Origin of the sequence: Rhizobium sp. S96, assembly GCF_030382195.1 — a bacterium.
Lineage (GTDB): Bacteria > Pseudomonadota > Alphaproteobacteria > Rhizobiales > Rhizobiaceae > Rhizobium.
The window spans coordinates 404,312-424,377 of record NZ_JAUDRY010000003.1 but is presented as its reverse complement, the minus strand read 5'-3'; the positions used below and the strand labels follow the sequence as shown (position 1 = coordinate 424,377).

Annotated in this window: 23 protein-coding genes; 5 read left to right on the top strand and 18 right to left on the bottom strand. The window is 60.7% G+C overall.

Translation table 11 applies throughout. From position 1 onward, the window contains the following. The first annotated feature begins 80 nt into the window (after positions 1–80). Positions 81–1,169 (top strand): heat-inducible transcriptional repressor HrcA, encoded by a 1,089-nt coding sequence (hrcA, locus tag QTL94_RS03080; RefSeq protein WP_113520394.1) that lies wholly within the window; start codon positions 81–83, stop codon positions 1,167–1,169. A gap of 12 nt (positions 1,170–1,181) precedes the next feature. On the opposite strand, the gene QTL94_RS03075 is transcribed toward hrcA, so the two are convergent. Continuing rightward, positions 1,182–1,616: a GFA family protein gene (locus tag QTL94_RS03075; RefSeq protein ID WP_065689264.1), complete on the bottom strand. Its 435-nt coding sequence runs from the start codon at positions 1,614–1,616 to the stop codon at positions 1,182–1,184. Between the two features lie 194 nt (positions 1,617–1,810). Between QTL94_RS03075 and grpE the strand changes: the two genes are divergently transcribed. Then, positions 1,811–2,431 carry a nucleotide exchange factor GrpE gene (grpE, locus tag QTL94_RS03070; RefSeq protein WP_065689265.1) on the top strand — a complete coding sequence of 207 codons (621 nt, stop codon included), beginning with the start codon at positions 1,811–1,813 and terminating at the stop codon, positions 2,429–2,431. Between the two features lie 45 nt (positions 2,432–2,476). Here grpE and QTL94_RS03065 read toward each other — a convergent pair whose 3' ends face one another. After that, a complete protein-coding gene (locus QTL94_RS03065; RefSeq protein ID WP_065689266.1) occupies positions 2,477–3,421 on the bottom strand; it encodes a nucleoside hydrolase in 945 nt (314 codons plus the stop codon). A gap of 251 nt (positions 3,422–3,672) precedes the next feature. Between QTL94_RS03065 and QTL94_RS03060 the strand changes: the two genes are divergently transcribed. Then, entirely contained in the window at positions 3,673–4,104 is a 432-nt protein-coding gene (locus tag QTL94_RS03060; RefSeq protein ID WP_065689267.1) for an Hsp20 family protein, read from the top strand. A gap of 49 nt (positions 4,105–4,153) precedes the next feature. After that, the gene (locus tag QTL94_RS03055; protein WP_065689268.1) at positions 4,154–4,411 is read left to right on the top strand and encodes a BQ00720 family protein; all 258 of its coding nucleotides are present in this window, start codon (positions 4,154–4,156) and stop codon (positions 4,409–4,411) included. A 407-nt stretch (positions 4,412–4,818) separates the two neighbouring features. Here the strand turns inward: QTL94_RS03055 and trmB are convergent, their stop codons facing one another. The 16 genes from trmB to trpS form a co-directional block, all read right to left on the bottom strand. Further along, positions 4,819–5,520, bottom strand: coding sequence for a tRNA (guanosine(46)-N7)-methyltransferase TrmB (gene trmB, locus QTL94_RS03050; protein WP_289800545.1), 702 nt, complete (start codon positions 5,518–5,520; stop codon positions 4,819–4,821). 9 nt (positions 5,521–5,529) lie between these two features. Then, positions 5,530–6,768: a methionine adenosyltransferase gene (gene metK, locus QTL94_RS03045; RefSeq protein WP_065689271.1), complete on the bottom strand. Its 1,239-nt coding sequence runs from the start codon at positions 6,766–6,768 to the stop codon at positions 5,530–5,532. 181 nt (positions 6,769–6,949) lie between these two features. Continuing rightward, positions 6,950–7,369, bottom strand: a complete 420-nt coding sequence (locus QTL94_RS03040) for a helix-turn-helix domain-containing protein (RefSeq protein ID WP_065689272.1) — start codon at positions 7,367–7,369, stop codon at positions 6,950–6,952. A 151-nt stretch (positions 7,370–7,520) separates the two neighbouring features. Continuing rightward, positions 7,521–9,122 carry an apolipoprotein N-acyltransferase gene (gene lnt / locus QTL94_RS03035; protein ID WP_289800544.1) on the bottom strand — a complete coding sequence of 534 codons (1,602 nt, stop codon included), beginning with the start codon at positions 9,120–9,122 and terminating at the stop codon, positions 7,521–7,523. 78 nt (positions 9,123–9,200) lie between these two features. Continuing rightward, positions 9,201–10,352: a hemolysin family protein gene (locus QTL94_RS03030; RefSeq protein WP_289800543.1), complete on the bottom strand. Its 1,152-nt coding sequence runs from the start codon at positions 10,350–10,352 to the stop codon at positions 9,201–9,203. Further along, entirely contained in the window at positions 10,349–10,864 is a 516-nt protein-coding gene (ybeY, locus tag QTL94_RS03025) for an rRNA maturation RNase YbeY (RefSeq protein WP_289800542.1), read from the bottom strand. Before ybeY ends, QTL94_RS03030 begins: the two co-directional genes overlap by 4 nt. Next, a complete protein-coding gene (locus QTL94_RS03020) occupies positions 10,864–11,916 on the bottom strand; it encodes a PhoH family protein (protein WP_289800541.1) in 1,053 nt (350 codons plus the stop codon). The genes ybeY and QTL94_RS03020 overlap by 1 nt, the downstream gene beginning before the upstream one ends. Before the next feature lie 19 nt (positions 11,917–11,935). Next, the gene (gene miaB, locus QTL94_RS03015; RefSeq protein WP_289800540.1) at positions 11,936–13,345 is read right to left on the bottom strand and encodes a tRNA (N6-isopentenyl adenosine(37)-C2)-methylthiotransferase MiaB; all 1,410 of its coding nucleotides are present in this window, start codon (positions 13,343–13,345) and stop codon (positions 11,936–11,938) included. Positions 13,346–13,394: 49 nt separating this feature from the next. Then, on the bottom strand, positions 13,395–14,192 hold the full coding sequence (olsA, locus tag QTL94_RS03010; RefSeq protein ID WP_289800539.1) for a lyso-ornithine lipid O-acyltransferase: 798 nt from the start codon (positions 14,190–14,192) through the stop codon (positions 13,395–13,397). 33 nt (positions 14,193–14,225) lie between these two features. Continuing rightward, positions 14,226–14,654 carry a Fur family transcriptional regulator gene (locus QTL94_RS03005; RefSeq protein ID WP_065689279.1) on the bottom strand — a complete coding sequence of 143 codons (429 nt, stop codon included), beginning with the start codon at positions 14,652–14,654 and terminating at the stop codon, positions 14,226–14,228. A 36-nt stretch (positions 14,655–14,690) separates the two neighbouring features. Further along, positions 14,691–15,191: a GNAT family N-acetyltransferase gene (locus QTL94_RS03000; protein WP_502944095.1), complete on the bottom strand. Its 501-nt coding sequence runs from the start codon at positions 15,189–15,191 to the stop codon at positions 14,691–14,693. Then, positions 15,188–15,844, bottom strand: coding sequence for a tRNA (adenosine(37)-N6)-threonylcarbamoyltransferase complex dimerization subunit type 1 TsaB (gene tsaB, locus QTL94_RS02995; protein WP_289800538.1), 657 nt, complete (start codon positions 15,842–15,844; stop codon positions 15,188–15,190). The genes QTL94_RS03000 and tsaB overlap by 4 nt, the downstream gene beginning before the upstream one ends. A 94-nt stretch (positions 15,845–15,938) precedes the next feature. Beyond that, positions 15,939–16,505: a NifU family protein gene (locus QTL94_RS02990; RefSeq protein WP_065689282.1), complete on the bottom strand. Its 567-nt coding sequence runs from the start codon at positions 16,503–16,505 to the stop codon at positions 15,939–15,941. A 110-nt stretch (positions 16,506–16,615) separates the two neighbouring features. Beyond that, positions 16,616–17,107 (bottom strand): universal stress protein, encoded by a 492-nt coding sequence (locus QTL94_RS02985; protein WP_065689283.1) that lies wholly within the window; start codon positions 17,105–17,107, stop codon positions 16,616–16,618. Positions 17,108–17,175: 68 nt separating this feature from the next. Next, on the bottom strand, positions 17,176–17,601 hold the full coding sequence (locus tag QTL94_RS02980; RefSeq protein WP_289800537.1) for a cupin domain-containing protein: 426 nt from the start codon (positions 17,599–17,601) through the stop codon (positions 17,176–17,178). A gap of 98 nt (positions 17,602–17,699) precedes the next feature. Continuing rightward, positions 17,700–18,764: a tryptophan--tRNA ligase gene (gene trpS, locus QTL94_RS02975; protein WP_113520380.1), complete on the bottom strand. Its 1,065-nt coding sequence runs from the start codon at positions 18,762–18,764 to the stop codon at positions 17,700–17,702. Positions 18,765–19,633: 869 nt separating this feature from the next. On the opposite strand from trpS, the gene QTL94_RS02970 reads away from it, so the two are divergent. Continuing rightward, positions 19,634–20,059, top strand: a complete 426-nt coding sequence (locus QTL94_RS02970) for a YcbK family protein (protein ID WP_065689288.1) — start codon at positions 19,634–19,636, stop codon at positions 20,057–20,059. Positions 20,060–20,066: the final 7 nt, after the last annotated feature.

Here is a 20,066-nt window from a genome sequence, read left to right as displayed (position 1 = left end):
TTTGCAATTTCCCTTTTGCCAGCACGCGGAGATTGGCTATATTTTGTCCGATCATCGTCAGCACAGGTGCGCAAGAATTCATGGAGTTCAGATCGACGTCGGTTTCGGATGCAGTGGCTGCACTGGACGAACGCTCGAAGGAAATCTTTCGCCGCATCGTGGAAGGTTATCTCGAAAGCGGAGAACCGCTGGGTTCCCGCAATCTCTCGCGCATTCTTCCCATGTCGCTTTCGCCGGCATCCGTCAGGAATGTCATGAGCGATCTGGAGGAACTCGGCCTCATCTACTCGCCGCATGTGAGTGCCGGCCGGCTGCCGACGCAACTGGGCCTGCGCTTCTTCGTCGATGCCTTCATGCAGGTCGGCGACCTCACGGCTGAGGAACGCGCGAATATCGACCGCCAGGTGCGCGCGGGAAACCGCGACAATCCGATGGAAACGATGATGAACGAGGCGAGCCGGATGCTGTCGGGCATTTCCCGCGGCGCCGGGCTCGTCATCACCTCCAAGAGCGATCCGGTTCTGAAGCATGTCGAGTTTATTCGCCTGGAGCCGACCAAGGCGCTCGCCGTTCTGGTCGGTGATCACGACCAGGTCGAAAACCGCATTATCGAGCTGCCGGCAGGCGTGACGTCCTCGCAGCTGATGGAGGCGGCAAACTTCCTCAATGCCCACATGACCGGCCAGACGCTTCCAGAGCTGCGCAATCAGCTCAGCAAGCTGAAAGACAACGTGCGGCAGGAGCTCGATACGCTGTCGCAGGATCTCGTCGAGCGCGGCGTTGCCGTGTGGTCGGGCAGTGCGGATGAAGGCAAGCCCGCTCAGCTCATCATTCGCGGCAGGTCGAACCTGCTCGAAGGGCTCGTGGGTGCCGACGACCTCGACCGCTTGCGCATGCTGTTCGATGATCTGGAGAAGAAGGACAGCCTGATCGAGCTGCTCAATCTGGCGGAGAGCGGTCCGGGCGTGCGCATCTTCATCGGTTCGGAAAACAAGCTGTTTTCGCTGTCGGGGTCGTCGCTGATTGTGGCGCCCTATCGTGACAACGACGATCGCATCGTGGGCGCGGTGGGCGTCATCGGCCCGACACGGCTCAACTACTCGCGCATCGTTCCGATGGTGGATTACACCGCCCAGCTCATCTCGAGAATGTCGCGTTCCGGCATCTGATCGCGAAGGCGGCTATTCCGGCAGGAGCTCGCCGGAGCCGCCCATTTCGGCCGGCATGTCCTTGAACTTGGGAAGCCCGTCTTTCACGCGAAACACCGTCTCGGCGTAGTTCACATGCAGGGTAGGGGTGTAGCGCAGGCTCGGGATGACCGCCGCATAGACATCCGTGACGCCCCACAACGGGTGCTCGGTCAGCAGATGGCCGCCGCAAAGTTCGCAGAATTTCCGGACGCTCGTGTCGCTCTTCTGGTAGGCCTCCATGTGCTCGCCGCCCTTGGTGACGTGCACAGCGCCCTGCGTCCAGAGCGTGAAGGCGTTGATCGGCCCTGCCGACCATTCCCGGCACGAGTTGCAATGACAGTAGCCCATCGCCACCGGCTCGCCCCTGACCTCGATTGCGACCATGCCGCAGAAGCACTTTCCTTTGTAGCTTGCCTGATCGGTCATTGGGGGCTCCTGAAAACCGCGGTGAGATAATAAATATATACCAATATAAGAATTGCATGAAATGAGAATGCATGGCGATCGGGCAAACCCTATCGGCCCGCATTTCTGGCTTCTTCGTCACGCAGACTTGATTTTTGCCGGCCAAAGCTCGATATCGGGCACATCCAAGAAGACACCAATGACCGGAGAACGTCATGACTGACGAAACGACGAAGAACGGACCGGACGCAGCGGCGGCCGATACCGCTGCGAACGTCGAAAACGAAACCGTGGCTGAGGCTGCGCCGCAGCCGGATCCGCTCGATCAGCTGAAGGCGGAGAACGCCGAACTGCGGGATCGCTATCTGCGCCTGGCTGCCGACATGGACAACCTTCGCCGCCGCACCGAGCGCGAAGTCAAGGATGCGAAGTCCTATTCCGTGGCAGGCTTTGCCCGCGACATGCTGGCTGTATCAGACAATCTCCGCCGCGCGCTCGAAGCCATTCCTGCCGATGTCAGGGAAGCGGCAGATGCCGGTCTGGCAACGCTGATCGAAGGCGTCGAGATGACCGAGCGTTCGATGCTGTCTGCTCTGGAACGCCATGGTGTGCGCAAGCTGGAGCCGGTTGGCCAGAAGTTCGACCCGAACTTCCACCAGGCGATGTTCGAGGTTCCGAACCCCGATGTTCCGAACAATACGGTCGTTCAGGTGGTGCAGGCCGGCTTCACCATCGGCGAGCGCGTTCTCCGTCCCGCCATGGTCGGCGTCGCCAAGGGCGGCCCGAAGGTCGTCGAAGCCGACGTGAACTCAATATTCGACCAGAAAGACGCCTGATCCCATCGGGCCCGCTTGCGCGGGCCTGATTTTTCAGCGTCTAGATCAGATGCGGGCGAAGCGCTCGATCAGCAGATCGAAGAAGCCGTCCGCATCGACGTCGCGCATGACCTTGGCATTGCGCTTGCGATCGGTCACGTGCCACCAGTCGACCACGGTCATGCCGACCGTCAGTTCCGACTTCACTTCGATTTCCACGTTGCAGTCCCGGCCCTGGAAGAGCTCAGGCTTGAGCAGGTAGGCCACGACCGTCGGGTCGTGCAGCGGGCCGCCGTCCGAACCGTATTTCTCGATATCGAACCGCTCGAAGAACTCAAGCATCTCCACCATGGCAATGGCGGGGCGCGTGCCGAGGTCCGCCATGCGCTTGACGCGGTCCTTGCGGGTCAGGAGCTTGTGGGTCACGTCGAGCGGCATCATCACGATCGGGACGCCGGACCGGAACACGATGTCGGCTGCTTCGGGATCGACGTAGATGTTGAACTCGGCTGCGGGCGTGATGTTGCCGCCTTCGAAGAAGCCACCACCCATCATCACCAGCTCGCGAATGCGTGGGATGATATCGGGCGCCTTCTGGAAGGCCATGCCGACGTTGGTAAGCGGGCCAAGCGTGCAGAGCGTCACCGTTCCGGCCGGCTCGTTGCGGAGCGTCTCTATGATGAAGTCGACGGAGTGCTGGGCCTGCAGAGGCATGGTTGGCTCATCAAGCGTCGGGCCGTCGAGCCCTGTCTTGCCGTGCACATGCTCCGCCGTCACCAGCTTGCGCGCGATCGGCTTGTCGGCACCGGCGAAAACCTTGGTGTCGGTCTTGCCGCAGAGTTCGCAGACGATGCGAGCGTTGCGGCTCGTGTAGGAGAGCGGCACGTTGCCGGCAACGGTCGTGATGCCGAGGACTTCGAGTTCCTCGGGGCTGCCGAATGCGAGCATGATCGCAGCAGCATCGTCCTGACCTGGGTCCGTGTCGATAATGATCTTTCTTGGGTCTGCCATTCCGGTCGTTCCATCCTCGTGGTGCGCGTCTTCCTGGCATGCACCGTTTGTTTATTTTCCCGTAGCAAATCGGCGCAGCCGGTACGGGCCCGTTTTGATGCGAGGCGCAGCGGTCTTTGTCAAGCGTGGGCTGCAGTCATCGAATGCAGCAGCTTTGCCTTGCGCGCGCACGCCCGGCTTCCCATATTAGCACTACCCGGATGCTGACGTTCAGGTCTGGTTAGGTCGCTTGGATCAAGGACTTGAGAACGATGAGCCGCATTACGCCTTTCGCCAGCCCGCTTCTGTTGGGCTTTGACGCCATGGAGAAGACGCTCGAGCGGATTTCCAAGGCCAGTGATGGATATCCGCCGTACAATATCGAACGCATGGCCGCTGACCGCGTCTCGAACACGCCTGAGCGACTGCGCATAACGCTTGCGGTTGCCGGCTTTGGCGAGGAAGAACTTGACGTCTCGGTCGAGGAAAATCAGTTGGTGATCCGCGGCCGCCAGGTCGATCAGGGTGAGCGTGAATATCTCTATCGCGGCATAGCGGCGCGTCAGTTTCAACGCACATTCGTGCTGGCCGATGGCATGCAGGTTCTCGGCGCCGGCCTGAAGAATGGCTTGCTGTCTGTGGACCTCATTCGTCCGGAACCGGACCGTATGGTGAAGAAAATTAACATTTCGGTCTCACAGTAGGACAACGGCACACTTGAGCCGTTGGTCCCTTCTCATGGAGGTACAGGAAATGTTGATGAAAGAAGCCAATTCGCACCTGACCAAAACCGAACTTGCCGGAATCGGCAACGGCGAGGTCGCCTACATCCGAAAAATACGCTCTGAAGAAGTGTCCAGGTGCTTTCCCGAAGCGCCGGATATCGATCCGAGTGTTGACCTCTGGGCGCTCTTCGGCGCCGATGGTACGCCGATCCTGCTCACCGACAATCGCTCCAGCACCTTCTTCAAGGCTGCGGAGGATGAGCTGAAGACGGTAAGTCTGCACTAACAAGGCGCTGCTCCGGTGGCCACGCGACCGAACGCGTGTCCACGGTTGGCTGGGCTCCCGCTTTTGTGGCGGCGCAGACTCATGCTAGACAGCCTTGCATGCGCATAGCCTCTTTCCAGCGGTTCCCGATTTTCGATGACCTGGAGAGGGCGGCACAAACGCTTTTGTGCGACTTGCGATGGGCAGACAACAACAATGTCGATCTCGCCCTTTTCCCGGAATGTTATCTGCAGGGCCACAGTTACGACCGTTCGATCATGGAATGTCGCGCTCTGGCGACGGACGGCGCCAGTCTTCTGAAATGTCTAGAGCATCTGCGTCCGGCCCGATGGGACCGTCGTGACGAAGGCTGAGGAGTGTGCGGAGGGCGTCATCATGCTGGATATAGGCTGACGCCGGATGCTGCCCTAGACGCGCTTGAACGTCAGGTAAGCGGAGGAGCGTCCCTCGCGCCGGGCCTTCGCCTCGTAGCGCGTGCTCGGCCAGCCCTCATAGGGCGTGAGCCAATCGGCCGCATTGGAGGCTATCCACTCGAAGCCACCGTGATCGCGGCACTTCAGCAGCGTCCAGTTGACGTACGTGTCTATGTCGGACGCAAAGCAGAACAGGCCGCCTGGCTTCAGTACGCGGTGAAAGCGATCGAGATTGGTCTTCGACACGAACCGGCGCTTCCAGTGCTTTCGCTTCGGCCACGGATCGGGATAGAGAAGGTCGATCTGGTCGATCGAACCGTCCGGTAGCCAATCCAGCAGCTGCGTGGCATCGTCGTTGAAGACGCGGATATTCCTGGCGCCGGCATTGTCAACGCTCGACAGCAGCTTCTGCATCGAATTGACGAACGGCTCGACGCCGATGAACCCCGTGCTCGGTGTCTCCACCGCGCGGTGGATCAGATGTTCACCACCGCCGAAACCGATTTCCAACCGGAGCCGATTGGTCGCGACGGGAAAGAGTGCGTTCAGCGGCTCCGGGGGAGCCGCCGAGAGATCGATGATGAACGCCGGCAGCAGGGTATTCAGCTTCTCCGCCTGTTGTCCGCGAAGCGCTTTTCCCTTGCGGCGACCGAAAAAGGCTTCGGTCGCGCGGCCACGGCGTTCCATATCGGTCATTGCTCTGCCTTAAGCCTTCACAGCTTCCTTGAGGGCCTTCACGAGATCCGTGCGCTCCCAGGAGAACGAACCGTCACGGCCTGCCTTGCGGCCGAAATGGCCGTAAGCCGAAGTCTTGGCGTAGATCGGCTTGTTGAGGTCGAGGTGACGACGAATGCCGGTCGGAGAAAGGTCCATGGTCTTGCGGATCGCCGCTTCGACCTGGTCTTCGGTTACTTTGCCGGTGCCATGCAGGTCGACATAGATCGACAGCGGCTGAGCAACGCCGATCGCGTAGGAGATCTGGATCGTGCAACGATCGGCAAGGCCGGCTGCCACGACGTTCTTGGCGAGGTAGCGCGCGGCATAGGCGGCCGAACGGTCGACCTTGGTCGTGTCCTTGCCGGAGAAGGCGCCGCCGCCGTGCGGAGCAGCGCCGCCGTAGGTGTCAACGATGATCTTGCGGCCGGTCAGGCCGGCGTCGCCGTCAGGGCCCCCGATGACGAACTTGCCGGTCGGGTTGATGTACCACTTGCAATCGCTGGCGATCGGCAGGTCGCCGAGGGCTTCGCGGATGTAAGGCTCGACAACCGCGCGAACCTTGTTGGAGTCCCAGCTGTCGTCGAGGTGCTGGGTGGAGAGAACGATCGAGGTTACTTCGGCCGGCTTGCCGTCGACGTAGCGAACGGTCACCTGGCTCTTGGCATCCGGGCCGAGCTTGGCGACGTCGCCGTCGCCCTTCTTGCGGGCGACTGCCAGCAGCTGCAGGATCTTGTGCGAGTAGTAGATCGGCGCCGGCATCAGGTCCGGCGTCTCCTTGCAGGCGTAACCGAACATGATGCCCTGGTCGCCGGCACCTTCGTCGCCCTGCTGGTCGGCGGCGTTATCTACGCCCTGGGCGATGTCGGCCGACTGCGAGTGCAGCAGCACGTCGATCTTCGCCTTCTTCCAGTGGAAGCCGTCCTGCTCGTAGCCGATGTCCTTGATGGCGCGGCGGGCCGCTGCCTTGAACTTGGACGGGTTGATGACGTCGTTGCCGTCCTTGTCCTTCTTCATCAGGCTCGGCGGCAGGCGAACTTCACCGGCGATCACGACACGATTGGTGGTGGCGAGCGTCTCGCAGGCGATACGGACGCCCCACGGGTTTACGCCGGTCTTCGCGGCTTCGCGATAGACCAGATCCACGATCTCGTCGGAGATCCGGTCACACACCTTGTCCGGGTGACCTTCGGCTACTGACTCGCTGGTGAAGAGGTAATTGGCGCGCATCTCGGGATTCCCCTCAAAGAACAAAAGCTGCCTAGTTGGTATCGAGTCCGCTCACGAAAAACAAGCGCAGAAGGACATAAATATATCTTTATATCTGCGGCTAAGTGGCAAATTTTGCCCTAAAAACGCAGAAAACGGCCATTTAGGCCGTTTTCGTTTTAGTCGGTATTCTTACTGATGATTATTCGCTGTCGGCTTCGGCAGCCAGAGCCTTGACCAGTTCCACGACCTTGCGACGGACCTTCGGGTCGGTGATCTTGACGAAGGCGCGGTTGAGCTGAAGCCCCTCGGAGGACGACAGGAAGTCGACGACGTAGTTGGAGCTGGAAGCCTCGGCCATGCCCGTGAGCGCGCCGGAATGTTCGCCCGGTGCATCTTCGAAGAAGAAGGAAACCGGTACGTTGAGAATGCTGGAAATGTTTTGAAGACGGCTGGCACCGACGCGGTTGGTGCCCTTTTCGTATTTCTGGATCTGCTGGAAGGTGATGCCGAGACTTTCGCCCAGCTTTTCCTGGCTCATCCCAAGCATTGTGCGTCGAAGGCGAATCCGGCTGCCAACGTGGATGTCGATCGGGTTTGGCTTCTTCTTATTTTCAATCATGGTCCTGCCTAACAAAAATTTTCAACCTTGTTCAAACCGGCATGCCCAAACCCATCCCCAAAACGCCACGTTGCAAAGCCTTGATCTATCTCTTTGAAACATACGTTAAGAACGCCGATCGCAACCACTATGCAATTTTAGGGGTTTTCGGTCAATTCCGCTTGAAAACTAAACCGGAGCGCGAAACGGCTGCAATTACAAACAAGAGTATTTCGATCAACCAGAAGTACCTCTGGCGCGTATATGCAGGATTGCTCGTAAACCCCACTCCATCAATGGTTGCGTCGACGAAGCCCGTTTTATTAAGCCCAAGCCCGGCGATTATCTCGCCGCGGGCGTTTACGACGGCCGAAATGCCGCTATTGCCGTCGCGAATCAGCGGTAGCCCGGTCTCCACCGCGCGCACGCGCGCCTGCTGGAAGTGTTGGTAAGGCCCCGGTGTCGCACCAAACCAGGCATCGTTGGTGATGTTCAGGATGGCTGACGCCGAGGCGATGTCGCCGGTCATCTCGTCAGGGAAGATGATCTCGTAGCAGACCAGCGGGTAGAGCTTCATGCCCGAGGGCAGCGTCAGCAGTTGTCGCGTGGCGGCAGCGGAAAAGCCGCCGGGCATCTCGACGATGTTCTGAATGCCGAATTCGTTCAGCACGCTCTCGAACGGCATGTATTCGCCGAACGGCACGAGATGCACCTTGTCCGCGGCGGCGACGATCTGGCCGCGCCCGTCGATGACATAGATCGAATTGTAGTAGCGTGGCGCGTTGCCTGGCCCCATGTCCTCGGCCCGGACGGCGCCGGCAATCAGTACCTGATTGTCGTCGAGCGTATCGGCGATCCGGGTGAGAGCGTCCTGGTTGTCCGTCAGGATGAACGGGATCGCCGTCTCCGGCCAGACGATGATGTCGGGTTTCCTGCCGCCATCCTGCGGAGGCTCGGCGGAGAGCTTCAGGTGCTTTTCGAAGATGGCGGCACGATCGCCGTCGGTATCCATCTTGGCGGTCTGCTCGATCATCGGCTGGACGAGCCGGATAACCGGACCTGCCACGGTTGCCGCTGCCGGTTTTGGTGCGCCATAAAGCACATAGGCGCCGTAGCCGAGATGCGCCGCAAACAGCAGCGCGGCCAGCGAAACGCCGAACCTGGCGCCCTGTTTGGTGCCGAGAAGCGCCGGCGCGGCGAAAATGAAAACCGAAAGTGCGGTGATGCCCATGATGCCGATGATGTGCGCCGTTTGCATCATCAGCGGCACGGGCGTCATGCCATAGCCGATCGCGTTCCAGGGAAAGCCGGTAAACAGCACGCTTCGAGCCCATTCCAGCAGCCCAAAGCTCCCGGCAAGCGCTGCAATGCGTCCTACGCCATCGGACCAGAGGATGCGGGCAAGCGCGGTAGCAAGGCCGTAGAAGATCGCGAGCACGGCGGGCAGTCCGAAGATCGCGAGCGGAAGCGCCCAGGCAAAGGCGTCGGCGTCGATCATCAGGGCATGGCCGAGCCACCAGAGGCCGGCAACGAAGTAGCCGAAGCCGAACAGCCAGCCGGTGACGAAGGACGGCCAGAGCCGACCGATCAGGCTGCTGTGGGGAGAGGCGGCCGCACCGTCGATCAGCCACGCGAGCAACGTGAAGGAAACGAACATCGCGGCGAAGAAGCCGATCGGAGGAAGCGCCAATACCCCGAAAGCGCCGGCAAGGATCGCCAGCAGCACTCTCTTGAAACCCCAGGCCAGGATCACCCTGTCCGCAAGCCGCTCCATGCGCACTCCCACCAAGCCACGAATCAATTGTGTTCGCAGTCTTTCAAAAAAGCCGCCATTTGTCGTGGTAGGCGCTGATCAGTTTGTCGTGGGGGCTTCCGATTGCCGTTCGTCGCCGTGCTCCGGACCCGACGCGCCGTCCCCGTCGGTCTTGATACGGCGGCGGATCGCCTGGCGTTTGCGCGTGATGCGGACCCGCTTGATGCGGCGCGGATCGGCATCGAGAATGTGAAACTCGAAGCCGGGCAGGGCCTGAACCACCTCGCCACGCACCGGGATGCGCCCGAGTTCGGAGAAGATCAGGCCGCCCAGGGTGTCGACTTCATCCACCTGTTCGGTGATGTCGAAGTCGGGCCCGATCGCTTCGGCGATGTCTTCCAGCTCGACGCGCGCGTCGGCAACGAAGACGTCTTCCGAAATGCGCTTGAACATGACCTCTTCGTCGTCGTGTTCGTCGTCGATGTCGCCGATCACCATCTCGACGATATCCTCGTGCGAAGCGAGGCCGTCGGTGCCGCCATATTCATCGATGACAAGCGCCATCTGCGTACGGTTGACCTGCATGCGGCGCAGCAGATCCGACGCGAGCATCGACGGCGGAACGAACAGGATCTTGCGGATGATACCGGCTTCGGCGACCGTCTTCTGCAGATCGACGCGGGCAAGATCGAAATTCGGCTTGGCCACGCGAGGCGCCTTCTGCAGGTGCTCGGGCGACACTTCGACGATCGGCTCGACCGCCTTGATGGTTTTCGTGCCGCTGCGGCGCTTGTTGCGCGCCTGCTTGGCGACATAGGAAAGCAGATCGCGGATGTGGACCATGCCGCGCGGGTCGTCCAGCGTTTCGGCGTAGACAGGCATACGGGAGCGGCCGGATTCCTCGAACAGGATCATCAGCTCACCGATGGTGATGTTCTGATCCACGGCTTCGATGTCGGCGCGGGGAACCATGACATCGGCCACGCGAACCTCGCGGAAGCGCAGGATATTGTGCAGCATCGCCCGTTCGTCGGGCGAAAAGGCATCGTCGCCGGCTGCATCCGTCATCAGCGCGTCGGCCAGATCCTCGCGAAGACGCGAGCCTTGCTGCGGCCTCAGGATGCGTGCTGCGCGCGACCAGAAGGATTGGGATCGTCCGGACTGCCTGCTACTACTGCCACCCTCGTCGGAAGAGGAGGATTGGTCGGCGTCCTTGGCCTCAGGGGCCGGTCTCGTCGTAAAGTCGCTCATGGTTCCATTTTAAGGTCTTGACCCTCGTATGGGTCAGATAGGCCGAGTGCCGCCAAAATGCGAGTCTCCAGCCCCTCCATAATTTCGGCTTCCGCGTCATTATTATGATCGTAGCCGAAAAGATGCAAGAATCCGTGCACCATCAGGTGCGTCAGGTGGTCATCAAAGCTCTTCTCAAGCTCGGTCGCCTCGCGCTCCACCGTCTCTCTGGCGATGATGATGTCGCCGAGCATCGGGCCGGGGACCTTGCCGGGCTGGACCGGGAATGCCGGAAACGACAGCACGTTGGTCGGCTTGTCCTTGCCCCGCCATTCAGCATTGATGTCCTGGATCGACGCGTCGTCGGTAAAAACCAGTGAGACCTCGGGGATTATTTTCGGAAATGGCTGCTTCTCGGTCTCGCGCAGATAGGTCGCGGCTGTCTCCAATACACGGTCCGCCAATGCATGCAAGACGTCTTCGGAGGGCCACTGGCCCTCCTCGACGCTGATCTGGATATCAAGTTCCGCCATCAGTCCTGCCGGTTAACCTCTTCGGATTCCACTGCATAAGTGGAATCGTAGGCCCTGACAATGCGTCCGACGAGCGGGTGACGGACGACGTCCGTATCCTTAAAGCGGACGATCGAGATGCCCTCGACCCCGTTCAGAAGCTGCAGGGCTTCCACGAGGCCGGATTTGACGCCGCGCGGCAGGTCGATCTGGCTGGGGTCACCAGTCACGATCATGCGAGAGTTTTCGCCGAGACGCGTCAGGAACATCTTCATCTGCATCGACGTCGTGTTCTGCGCCTCGTCGAGGATGACGGCGGCGTTCGCAAGCGTACGACCGCGCATGAAGGCAAGCGGCGCGATTTCGATGACGCCGGCGGTGATCGCACGATCGACCTTGTCGGCCGGGATCATGTCGTAAAGCGCGTCATAGAGCGGGCGAAGGTACGGATCGACCTTTTCCTTCATGTCGCCGGGCAGGAAGCCCAGGCGTTCGCCGGCTTCGACAGCCGGACGCGACAGGATGATCTTCTCGACCACGCCGCGCTCCAGAAGCTGAGCCGCATGGGCCACGGCAAGATAGGTCTTGCCGGTACCGGCCGGACCACAGCCAAACACCAGCTCGGCGCGTTCGAGCGCCCTGAGGTAGGCGTCCTGCGTCGGCGTGCGGGCAATGATGGTCTTCTTGCGCGTCGAGACCTGGGCCATCGTCAACTTGGCCTTCTTTTCCATCGTCGGCAGGCTGAGCTGGTCGTCAGCGGCAACCGCCATGCGGATGGCACCCTCGACGTCGGATCGTTCCACGCTGCCGCCTTTCTGAAGCTTCTCATAGAGATAGTCGAGCGTTCGGCGCGCCTGATTGGTGGTGACGATGTCCCCGGAAATCACGACGGAGTTGCCGCGCGCTCGGGCGTCGATGTTCAGGCGCTCCTCGAGCAGCTTGAGGTTCTGGTCAAATTGGCCGAACAACTCGCTGGCGAACCTATTGTTCTCGAACGTCAGTATAAAGTGATTGGCGTCGCTCGCGATGCGTGGGTGGCGCGGTGAAGAAGAAACCAATTCTTGTCCGTTCAAGCGGTCGAGCTCCTTGGGTTTAGACCTCAGCCTCTGCTATCTCGGCAAACAGGCTGTTGGTTCCGGTTCCGGTGATTCGCACTCTAATAATGTCACCGATTTGCGATGTCTTTGCATCAACATTCACCGACTGAAGCCAGGGAGAACGGCCGATAAGTTGTTGAGACATACGACCGGGCTTTTCGAGCAACAGTTCGATGGTTTTCCCGACGCAGGATTCGGCAAATTCCTGCTGCTGCTTCAAAAGAAGCGCCTGCAGGCGTTCGAGCCGTTCTGCCTTGATCTCTTCCGGCACTTGGTCCTTCAGATCCGCACCGGGCGTACCCGGCCGCGTCGAGTATTTGAAGGAGAAGGCCTGCGCATAGCGGACTTTCTCCACGAGTTGCAGTGTATCCTCAAAATCCTGATCTGTCTCCCCCGGAAAGCCGACGATGAAGTCGCCCGAAAGCGCGATGTCAGGACGGGCAGCACGGATGCGCTCGATCAGCGTCAGATATTCGGCGGCGGTGTGCCGGCGGTTCATGGCCTTGAGGATGCGGTCGGAGCCCGCCTGCACGGGAAGGTGCAGGTAGGGCATCAGCGCGCGCAGATCACGGTGCGCTTCGATCAGCCGGTCATCCATGTCGCGCGGGTGGCTGGTCGTGTAGCGAAGGCGAGCGAGACCGGGAATTTCCGCCAGCCGGTAGAGCAGGTCGCCAAGCGTCCATTCCTGGCCGTTCGGCCCCACGCCATGCCAGGCATTGACGTTCTGGCCTAGCAAGGTGATTTCCCGCACGCCGCCTTCGACAAGCTTCTGCGCTTCCTCGACGATCTGACTGACCGGGCGCGACACTTCCGAACCGCGCGTATAGGGCACGACACAGAAGGTGCAGAACTTGTCGCATCCTTCCTGAACCGTCAGGAACGAGGTCACGCCGCGAGAGCGGATCTTCGTCTTTTCGGCGATGGGAAGGTGCTCGAACTTATCTTCCAGCGCATATTCCGTATCGACGATGCGCTGGCCTTCCTTGGCCCGACGCAGTGCTTCCGGCAGGCGGTGGTAGGTCTGCGGGCCGATGACGACATCCACGGCAGGCGCACGGCGCAGAATTTCTTCGCCCTCGGCCTGCGCCACGCAACCGGCCACGCCGATCATGAACTCGCGGCCTTCCTTGTTGCGCTCCTTCTTCATGTCGCGCAGGCGGCCAAGTGCCGAGTAGACCTTCTCGGCGGCCTTCTCGCGGATATGACAGGTATTCAGCAGCACGAGATCAGCCTCGGCCATGTCCTCGGTCGGCTCATAGCCGTCGCGGGCAAGCGCATCGCTCATCCGGGTCGAGTCATAGACGTTCATCTGACAGCCGTAGGTCTTGATGAAAACCTTGCGGCTGTTGCTGCCATCGCGGAGATTGGTCTCCGGGGCCGGGAGGAGGGCGCTGTCCTGGGTCATGGCGCGCTATTTAGTGGTTTTTGGCGCGCGAGAAAACGGAAATCTTGTCTCAGTCCAAATCGCGGCCGCGCAGTGCCGCACCGAGCATCGTGCGAATCCGCTGGGCGATCGTCGCGCTGACATCCTTGCGCTTGGTCTCGGGCCCGTAACGGACCGCCTCGCCGAAGCACACATCCACCTCGAAAGCACCGCATCTCAGCATGTCCTTGAGATGCGGAAACATCTCGACATCGCCGGGCCAGGACGTCAGAGGACGATGATAACGCCCCGTCGGCAGACCGTGTACGCCCGTATAAGCGATCGCGACGGGCTGCACGGTGACGACACCGGTGGGTGAAGCAGGTACGGCCATTGCAGCCGCGCCGAACAGGGATGACTTGACGTCGAGCAGCCGGTTACCGTCCGATGTGGTGCCTTCGGGAAACAGCACGACGATCTCGCCGTCCGCCATCCGGGCCGCGATCTCGCTGGCCTGGTTGCCCGTCTTGCGCTTCTCCTCTCGCACGACGAAGACGCTCTTCTGCAGCTTGGAAAGCGCGCCGAAGATCGGCCAGTCACGCACCTCGATCTTGGCGATGAAGGCGACATCGGCAATCGAAGACAGAACCATGATGTCCATCCATGAGGAATGGTTGGCGCACAGCATCAGTGGCCGGTGCGTTTCCATCTTGCCGTGGACGCGGACGCGGATGCCGAGGCAGAAGCAGACGATACGGTGCCAGACGCGCGGGAGCCAGCGCCGCATCCGCCAGTCGAAGCGCAACGCCAGAAGCTGCCAGGGCATCAGCACGATGCTGGCGATGACAATGACGATGGCGGCGAGGGCGACGCGCAGCCAGGCGATCAAGTCGAGAACTCCGCGGCTGCACCACTCATGGCCTCAGTGCTCGTCCTTCTTGAGCGGAATGCCATAGAGTTCCAGCCGGTGATCGACGAGTTGGAAGCCATGCTCGCGGGCGATCCGCTCCTGCAGTGCCTCGATCTCCGGCGAGCGGAATTCGATGACCACGCCGGTCTTCAGGTCGATCAGGTGGTCGTGGTGCTCTTCCGGCACGGTCTCGTAGCGGGAGCGACCGTCGCGGAAGTCATGGCGCGCAATGATGCCGGCGTCTTCGAAGAGCTTGACGGTGCGGTAGACGGTCGAGATCGAGATCTTGGCGTCGACCTTCACCGAGCGGCGGTAGAGTTCCTCGACGTCGGGGTGGTCTTCGGATTCCTCGAGAATGCGCGCAATGACGCGGCGCTGCTCGGTCATGCGCATGCCGCGTTCAGCACAAAGCTCCTCAAGGGTTTTGGCCACTTCAGTCATGTGCCGCCTTCCGATAGTCAACGTTGTGTAACGGAACTAGCGAAGAACGCGCTTCATGACAAGCGCGGTGGAAACCCCGCCATTCGCATCCTTGTAGTATCCACGACGCTCGCCGACCTTGTCGAAGCCGAGTTTGCGATAAAGGCCGAGTGCCGCCACGTTGCCGTCATCGACCTCGAGGAAGATGCTCTCGCCGCCGCGCAGCTTTGCTTCGCGCATCGCGGCCTGCATCAGTCGCCAGCCGAGCCCGGCGCGCGCTACCTTTGCCTGCACGGCGATCGTCAGGATTTCCGCCTCGCCAGCAACTTCGCGGGCAAGGACGAAGCCGGGAAGCGGCTTCTTCAGGAAGGCGTTGGTCTGGCGTGCGACGAAGCCGAAGACGGTGCTCTGGGTCAGCAGGCTATAGAACTCGCCATCTCCCCATGGCCGCGCAAAACGCTCCCCGTGAAGGGCTGCGACCGCGCGGCAGTCTTCAGCATCCATGGCGACGATTTCGAATTCCGGCTTCAGCGTCAGATAGGATTCCAGCATGGTCATACTCGCGCAATGGCGAACCCGGCCTGCGGCTTGGCGTCAGGTCCGCGCAGATAAAGAGGCTTCGGCTTTCCGGAAGAGGGGTCTGCGGCAGCGCCGAGGCGCGCCACGATGGAAATTGGAAAATGGTTGGCTTGCTCGCCGGCGTTAGGCCTCAGCAGCGGGGTCGCGGAGCCGGTGATCGCACCGTCGAAGTCCGCCGCGAATGCCTGTGCGTCCTCGGTCGTGACTGCGCGTGCCTCGTCGAGCGGGCGGCCGGCGGGATCGAAGGATTGAAGGTAGATCTCGTTGCGCTTGGCATCCATTGCAGCGAGCACGGCCTGGCCCGGCGACCGTTGCCGCTCAGCCTCCGCCATGACGGCGAGCGTCGTCACGCCAACCGCGGGGACGCCCAGCGACAGCGCGAAGCCGCGAGCAGCGGCGACGCCAACGCGAATGCCAGTAAAGGAGCCGGGACCGACAGTAACGGCGATGCGCTCGACGGCGGAAAGTGCGATGCCCGCCTGATCCAGCGCGCGGTCGACGATCCCCATCAGATGTTCTGCATGCCCCTTGCCGATCATGTCCGATGCCTCCCCCAGCACCGTATTCCTGCCGCTGTCATAGACAGCGGCAGCGCAATCCACACCTGCGGTGTCGAGCGCCAGTATGATCATGGCATCAATTTCCGAATAAAACGTTCCTGACTGTCCATACATCGCCACGCCACGCTTGCAAACGCTGCGTCATCGCGAATGTTGGTTCAGGTCGTCAGACGGCTTCGACTTCCTGCACCTCGGGAACGAAATGGCGCAGCAAATTCTGGACACCGTGCTTCAGCGTTGCCGTCGAGGACGGGCAACCCGCGCAGGAGCCCTTCATGTTGAGATAGACGGTGCCGTCCTTGAAGCCGCGGAAGGTGATGTCGCCACCATCCTGGGCAACGGCCGGACGCACGCGTGTCTCCAGCAGTTCCTTGATCGTCAGAACGATCGATTCATCGCCTTCGTCGAAGAATTCGCCATCGGCATCGGCAGCTTCGCCGAGAACGGAAGCCGCTCCCATGACCGGCTTGCCGGACATGAAATGCTCCATGATCGATCCGAGAATGGCGGGCTTGAGGTGCTGCCACTCCTGGTTTTCCTTGGAAACGCTGATGAAATCATAGCCGAAGTAGACGCCGGTCACGCCGGGAATGTCGAACAGGCGAGCCGCCAGTGGCGAAGCGTTGGCCTCGTCGGCATTGCGGAATTCGGCGGTGCCGTTTTCCATTACGACCCTGCCGGGCAGAAACTTCTGCGTGGCGGGATTCGGCGTGGCTTCGGTCTGAATGAACATCTTGCTCTCCGTGCGGCGGGCGCAAGGCTCCAGCCGTCTTTAGAATTCTTCAAAAGAGAAATAAGCCGTTTGGCGTTGCTATTCAAGAGACTGTCACTCAAGAAAACGCATCAAGCCAGTGCGTCAAGTTCCTCGTCGGTCAGTGTATCAGGAAGCACGGTGACGGGGATGGGAAAGGCTGCGCCGCGACCTGCCACGGACGACACGAGTGGTCCCGGGCCTTCCTTTGCCGAACTCGCCGCGAGCACCAGAATGGCGATGTCCCGATCTTCCTCGATCACCGCGTTGATCTGTTCGGCTGCACTTCCCTCGCGAATGACGACCTCGGGTTCGATGCCGATTGTCTCGCGCACCAATTGCGCCGATTTGGCGACGACCGCTTCGGCTTCCTCGCGCGCTTCGGCCCTCATGATCTCCTCGACACCCAGCCATTGCTGAAAGTCTCCGTCCGGAATGACGTAGACGAGCACGAGGCCGCCATTGGAGTTTTTTGCACGGCGGCCGGCGTAGTGGACAGCCCGCTGGCACTCGGGCGTGTCGTCGATGACCGCCATGAATTTGCGGCGATGGCCCTCAAGCCTGGAGAGTCGTTTTGATACCATGGAGCGGACTCTGACACCCGATCCCGAAAATTTGCAAGTCCTCGTTTTGCGCGGATCCGGTGGTCAGTTCACGCCGGCACGAGGCCGTAAAGCAGCATGATTTCCTTGACATGCTCGATATCAGGCTTGCCCTTGACGTTCATCGCCGCAGAGATTTCCTCGAAGTACCGACGGCCGATCAGTCCGGGAGTCATGGTGATGAGAGCGCGTGCGGTTTCTGCGTGAAGGTTCTCATGGGTGTGGACGACGCCGCGCGGGATGAACACCGTCTGCCCAGGGGCCACCTCGTGCTTTTTTCCGTCGACGGTGGTCGTCATCGTGCCGGCAATCCCGTAGATCACCTCGTCGACATCCCTGTGAAAATGCGCGGCCGGCACCCTGGATTGCGACGGCACGACGAATTCGAACATGACGACGCTTTCCGAACTCTGATCCTCGTCGATCAGGAACCGGACTTCCATCGCGCCGATTTGAATGAGGTTACGATCACGCATCGGAGCCTCCGCAGGGGTCCTATGAGACTACGCTGTCATACCCGGTTCGACAAGTCCGGGCGGCTTGGCCGCCCGGAACCTGGCTATTGGCGCTTGGCCTAGTAAAGGAAGCCGACGATGTCGCGGACTTCCTTCATCGTCACTTCCGCGCGTGCCCTTGCCCGCTCGCCACCGTTGCGAAGGATCGCGTCGATGTGGCTCGTGTCGGCCATCAGGCGGCGCATCTCGGCGGTGATCGGCGACAGCACGTTGACCGACAGGTCGATCAGGGCCGGCTTGAAGACCGAGAACTGCTGGCCGCCGAATTCCGAAAGCACCTCGGCCTTCGACTTGTCGGCGAGTGCCGCGTAGATGCCGACGAGGTTGTCGGCTTCCGGACGACCCTTGAGGCCGTCGATCTCGCTCGGCAAGCCATCCGGGTCGGTCTTGGCCTTGCGGATCTTCTTGGAGATCGCATCTTCGTCGTCCATCAGGTTGATGCGCGACAGATCGGACGGATCCGACTTCGACATCTTCTTGGTGCCGTCACGAAGCGACATGACGCGCGGTGCCGGACCGTCGATCAAGGGCTCGACCATCGGAAAATAGGCATGCACCGGCTCATCCCCGACGGTGATGTCGATCCCGTATCCGGCCTTGCGGATATGCTCGGCGTAGTCGAGGTTGAACTTCATGGCGATGTCGCGGGCCAGCTCGAGATGCTGCTTCTGGTCGTCACCAACGGGAACATGCGTTCCGCGATAGACGAGAATGTCTGCAGCCATCAGGCTCGGATAGGCATAGAGACCGAGCGAGGCCTGCTCGCGGTCCTTGCCGGCCTTGTCCTTGAACTGCGTCATGCGGTTCATCCAGCCGATGCGCGCGACGCAATTGAAGATCCAGGCGAGTTCCGCATGCTGCGGCACGGCCGACTGGTTGAAAACGATATGCTTTTCAGGGTCGATGCCGGAGGCGATAAAGGCGGCTGCGATCGATCGGATCTGGTTCGGCATGTCTTCGTGCACGAGTTGCGCGGTCAGCGCATGCATGTCGACGACGCAATAGATGCAGTCATTGCCGTCCTGCAGCGCCACGAACTTGCGGATCGCGCCGAGATAGTTGCCGAGATGGAGATTGCCGGTCGGCTGAACGCCCGAAAAGACCAGTTTCTTGAATTCGCTCATCATGTCCTCGATTAGGCTTGTGGAGGGCCTTTACTGCGCCACGCGTCTTTGACGCGTGAAGGACGCAGTAACACTTTTAGATCTGCGTGCAATCCCGATCGCAACACGCCGTTTTGCGGTCGGGATTGCGCGCGGCGGCCAACGGCCCATGTTGCTAACGCAGCGGCTTATGCACGGGCAAAGCCCGGCAATCAAGGGGGCTGGGCCTTCGCCGCGCCGAATGATTGCGGGCGGTGCTCGCAAGGCACGGTTGCGCGCTCACGCGGCCGGAATCGGTCCGTGGCTTGGGCATGGCATTCACTCGGACGGGGCGCTGGAAATTGCCGCGTTTGAGTAAAGAGGAATGGCGCTTTCCAGCGCCCCGTTCGGCGGTTTTTGTGCGCAACTCCGGCCCCTCTGCAGCCTTCGGGGGGGAAGCAGTGCTCCGCCCGAAAACCTTGTGTGCCACACAGGCACGTCCGAAGCGAAACTCGGGCTGCGTCGCCGCAGCACGCCGTCTCCGGAGGGAAGCCATTTTCTGCGAACCCCTGGTGAGGAAGCCTGCGTCTTCCCCCTTCACCCGGCGCCGGTCCCGTTTCGCCGCAACGCCTTGCGGGGTATCCGACAACAGAACGGAGGGATTGTAAGGCGTCTGTTTCGGCCGGGGAAAATCGCATTTAAATTTCTGTGAATTTTCTAATTCAATTTTTAGTGTTGAGCAATTTCTACCTCTTTTTAGGTATCTCTACTTTATCAATTGGCGGTAAAATGGGGCTAAATCTTGCATTGGTGGGTATGAAATTTCACAAAAAGGCCATTTTTGGGGAGAGCTTTTCCGGCCGCAAACTCGAGCGTGTGGCCGAGCCCACGCTCTAGCTGGGGAGGGAACCATGCATACTGCGTTTTCGATCGCGTTAGCCGGTCTTTTCAGCCTGTCCTGTTTCGACAGTGCGAGTGCCCAGAACGTGCGTAGAATTTCCTTGGGGCCTGCAGCGCCCACCGAGAAGGTTGCTTACACATTGCAGACCGTCAGTGTCCGGGCGAGTTGCTTTCCGCCGAAGCTGAAGGGGATCCTGGCCTATATCGCACTCAGGACCGGCCGGCGTCCGCTGGTGACGTCGGGCCTCAGGCATAGCGGTCGGTCGCATTCGCAGCATCGAAATTGTGCCGCGGCCGACATTCGCATTCCGGGGCTTTCTGATCGTGCGATAATCGCGATCGCGGAAGACGCCCCCGGCATCGGCGGCATCGGGCGTTACTGCAACGGGATCGTCCACGTCGACATAGGTCCAAGCCGCCGCTGGGTCTACTGTTAGGCCAAGG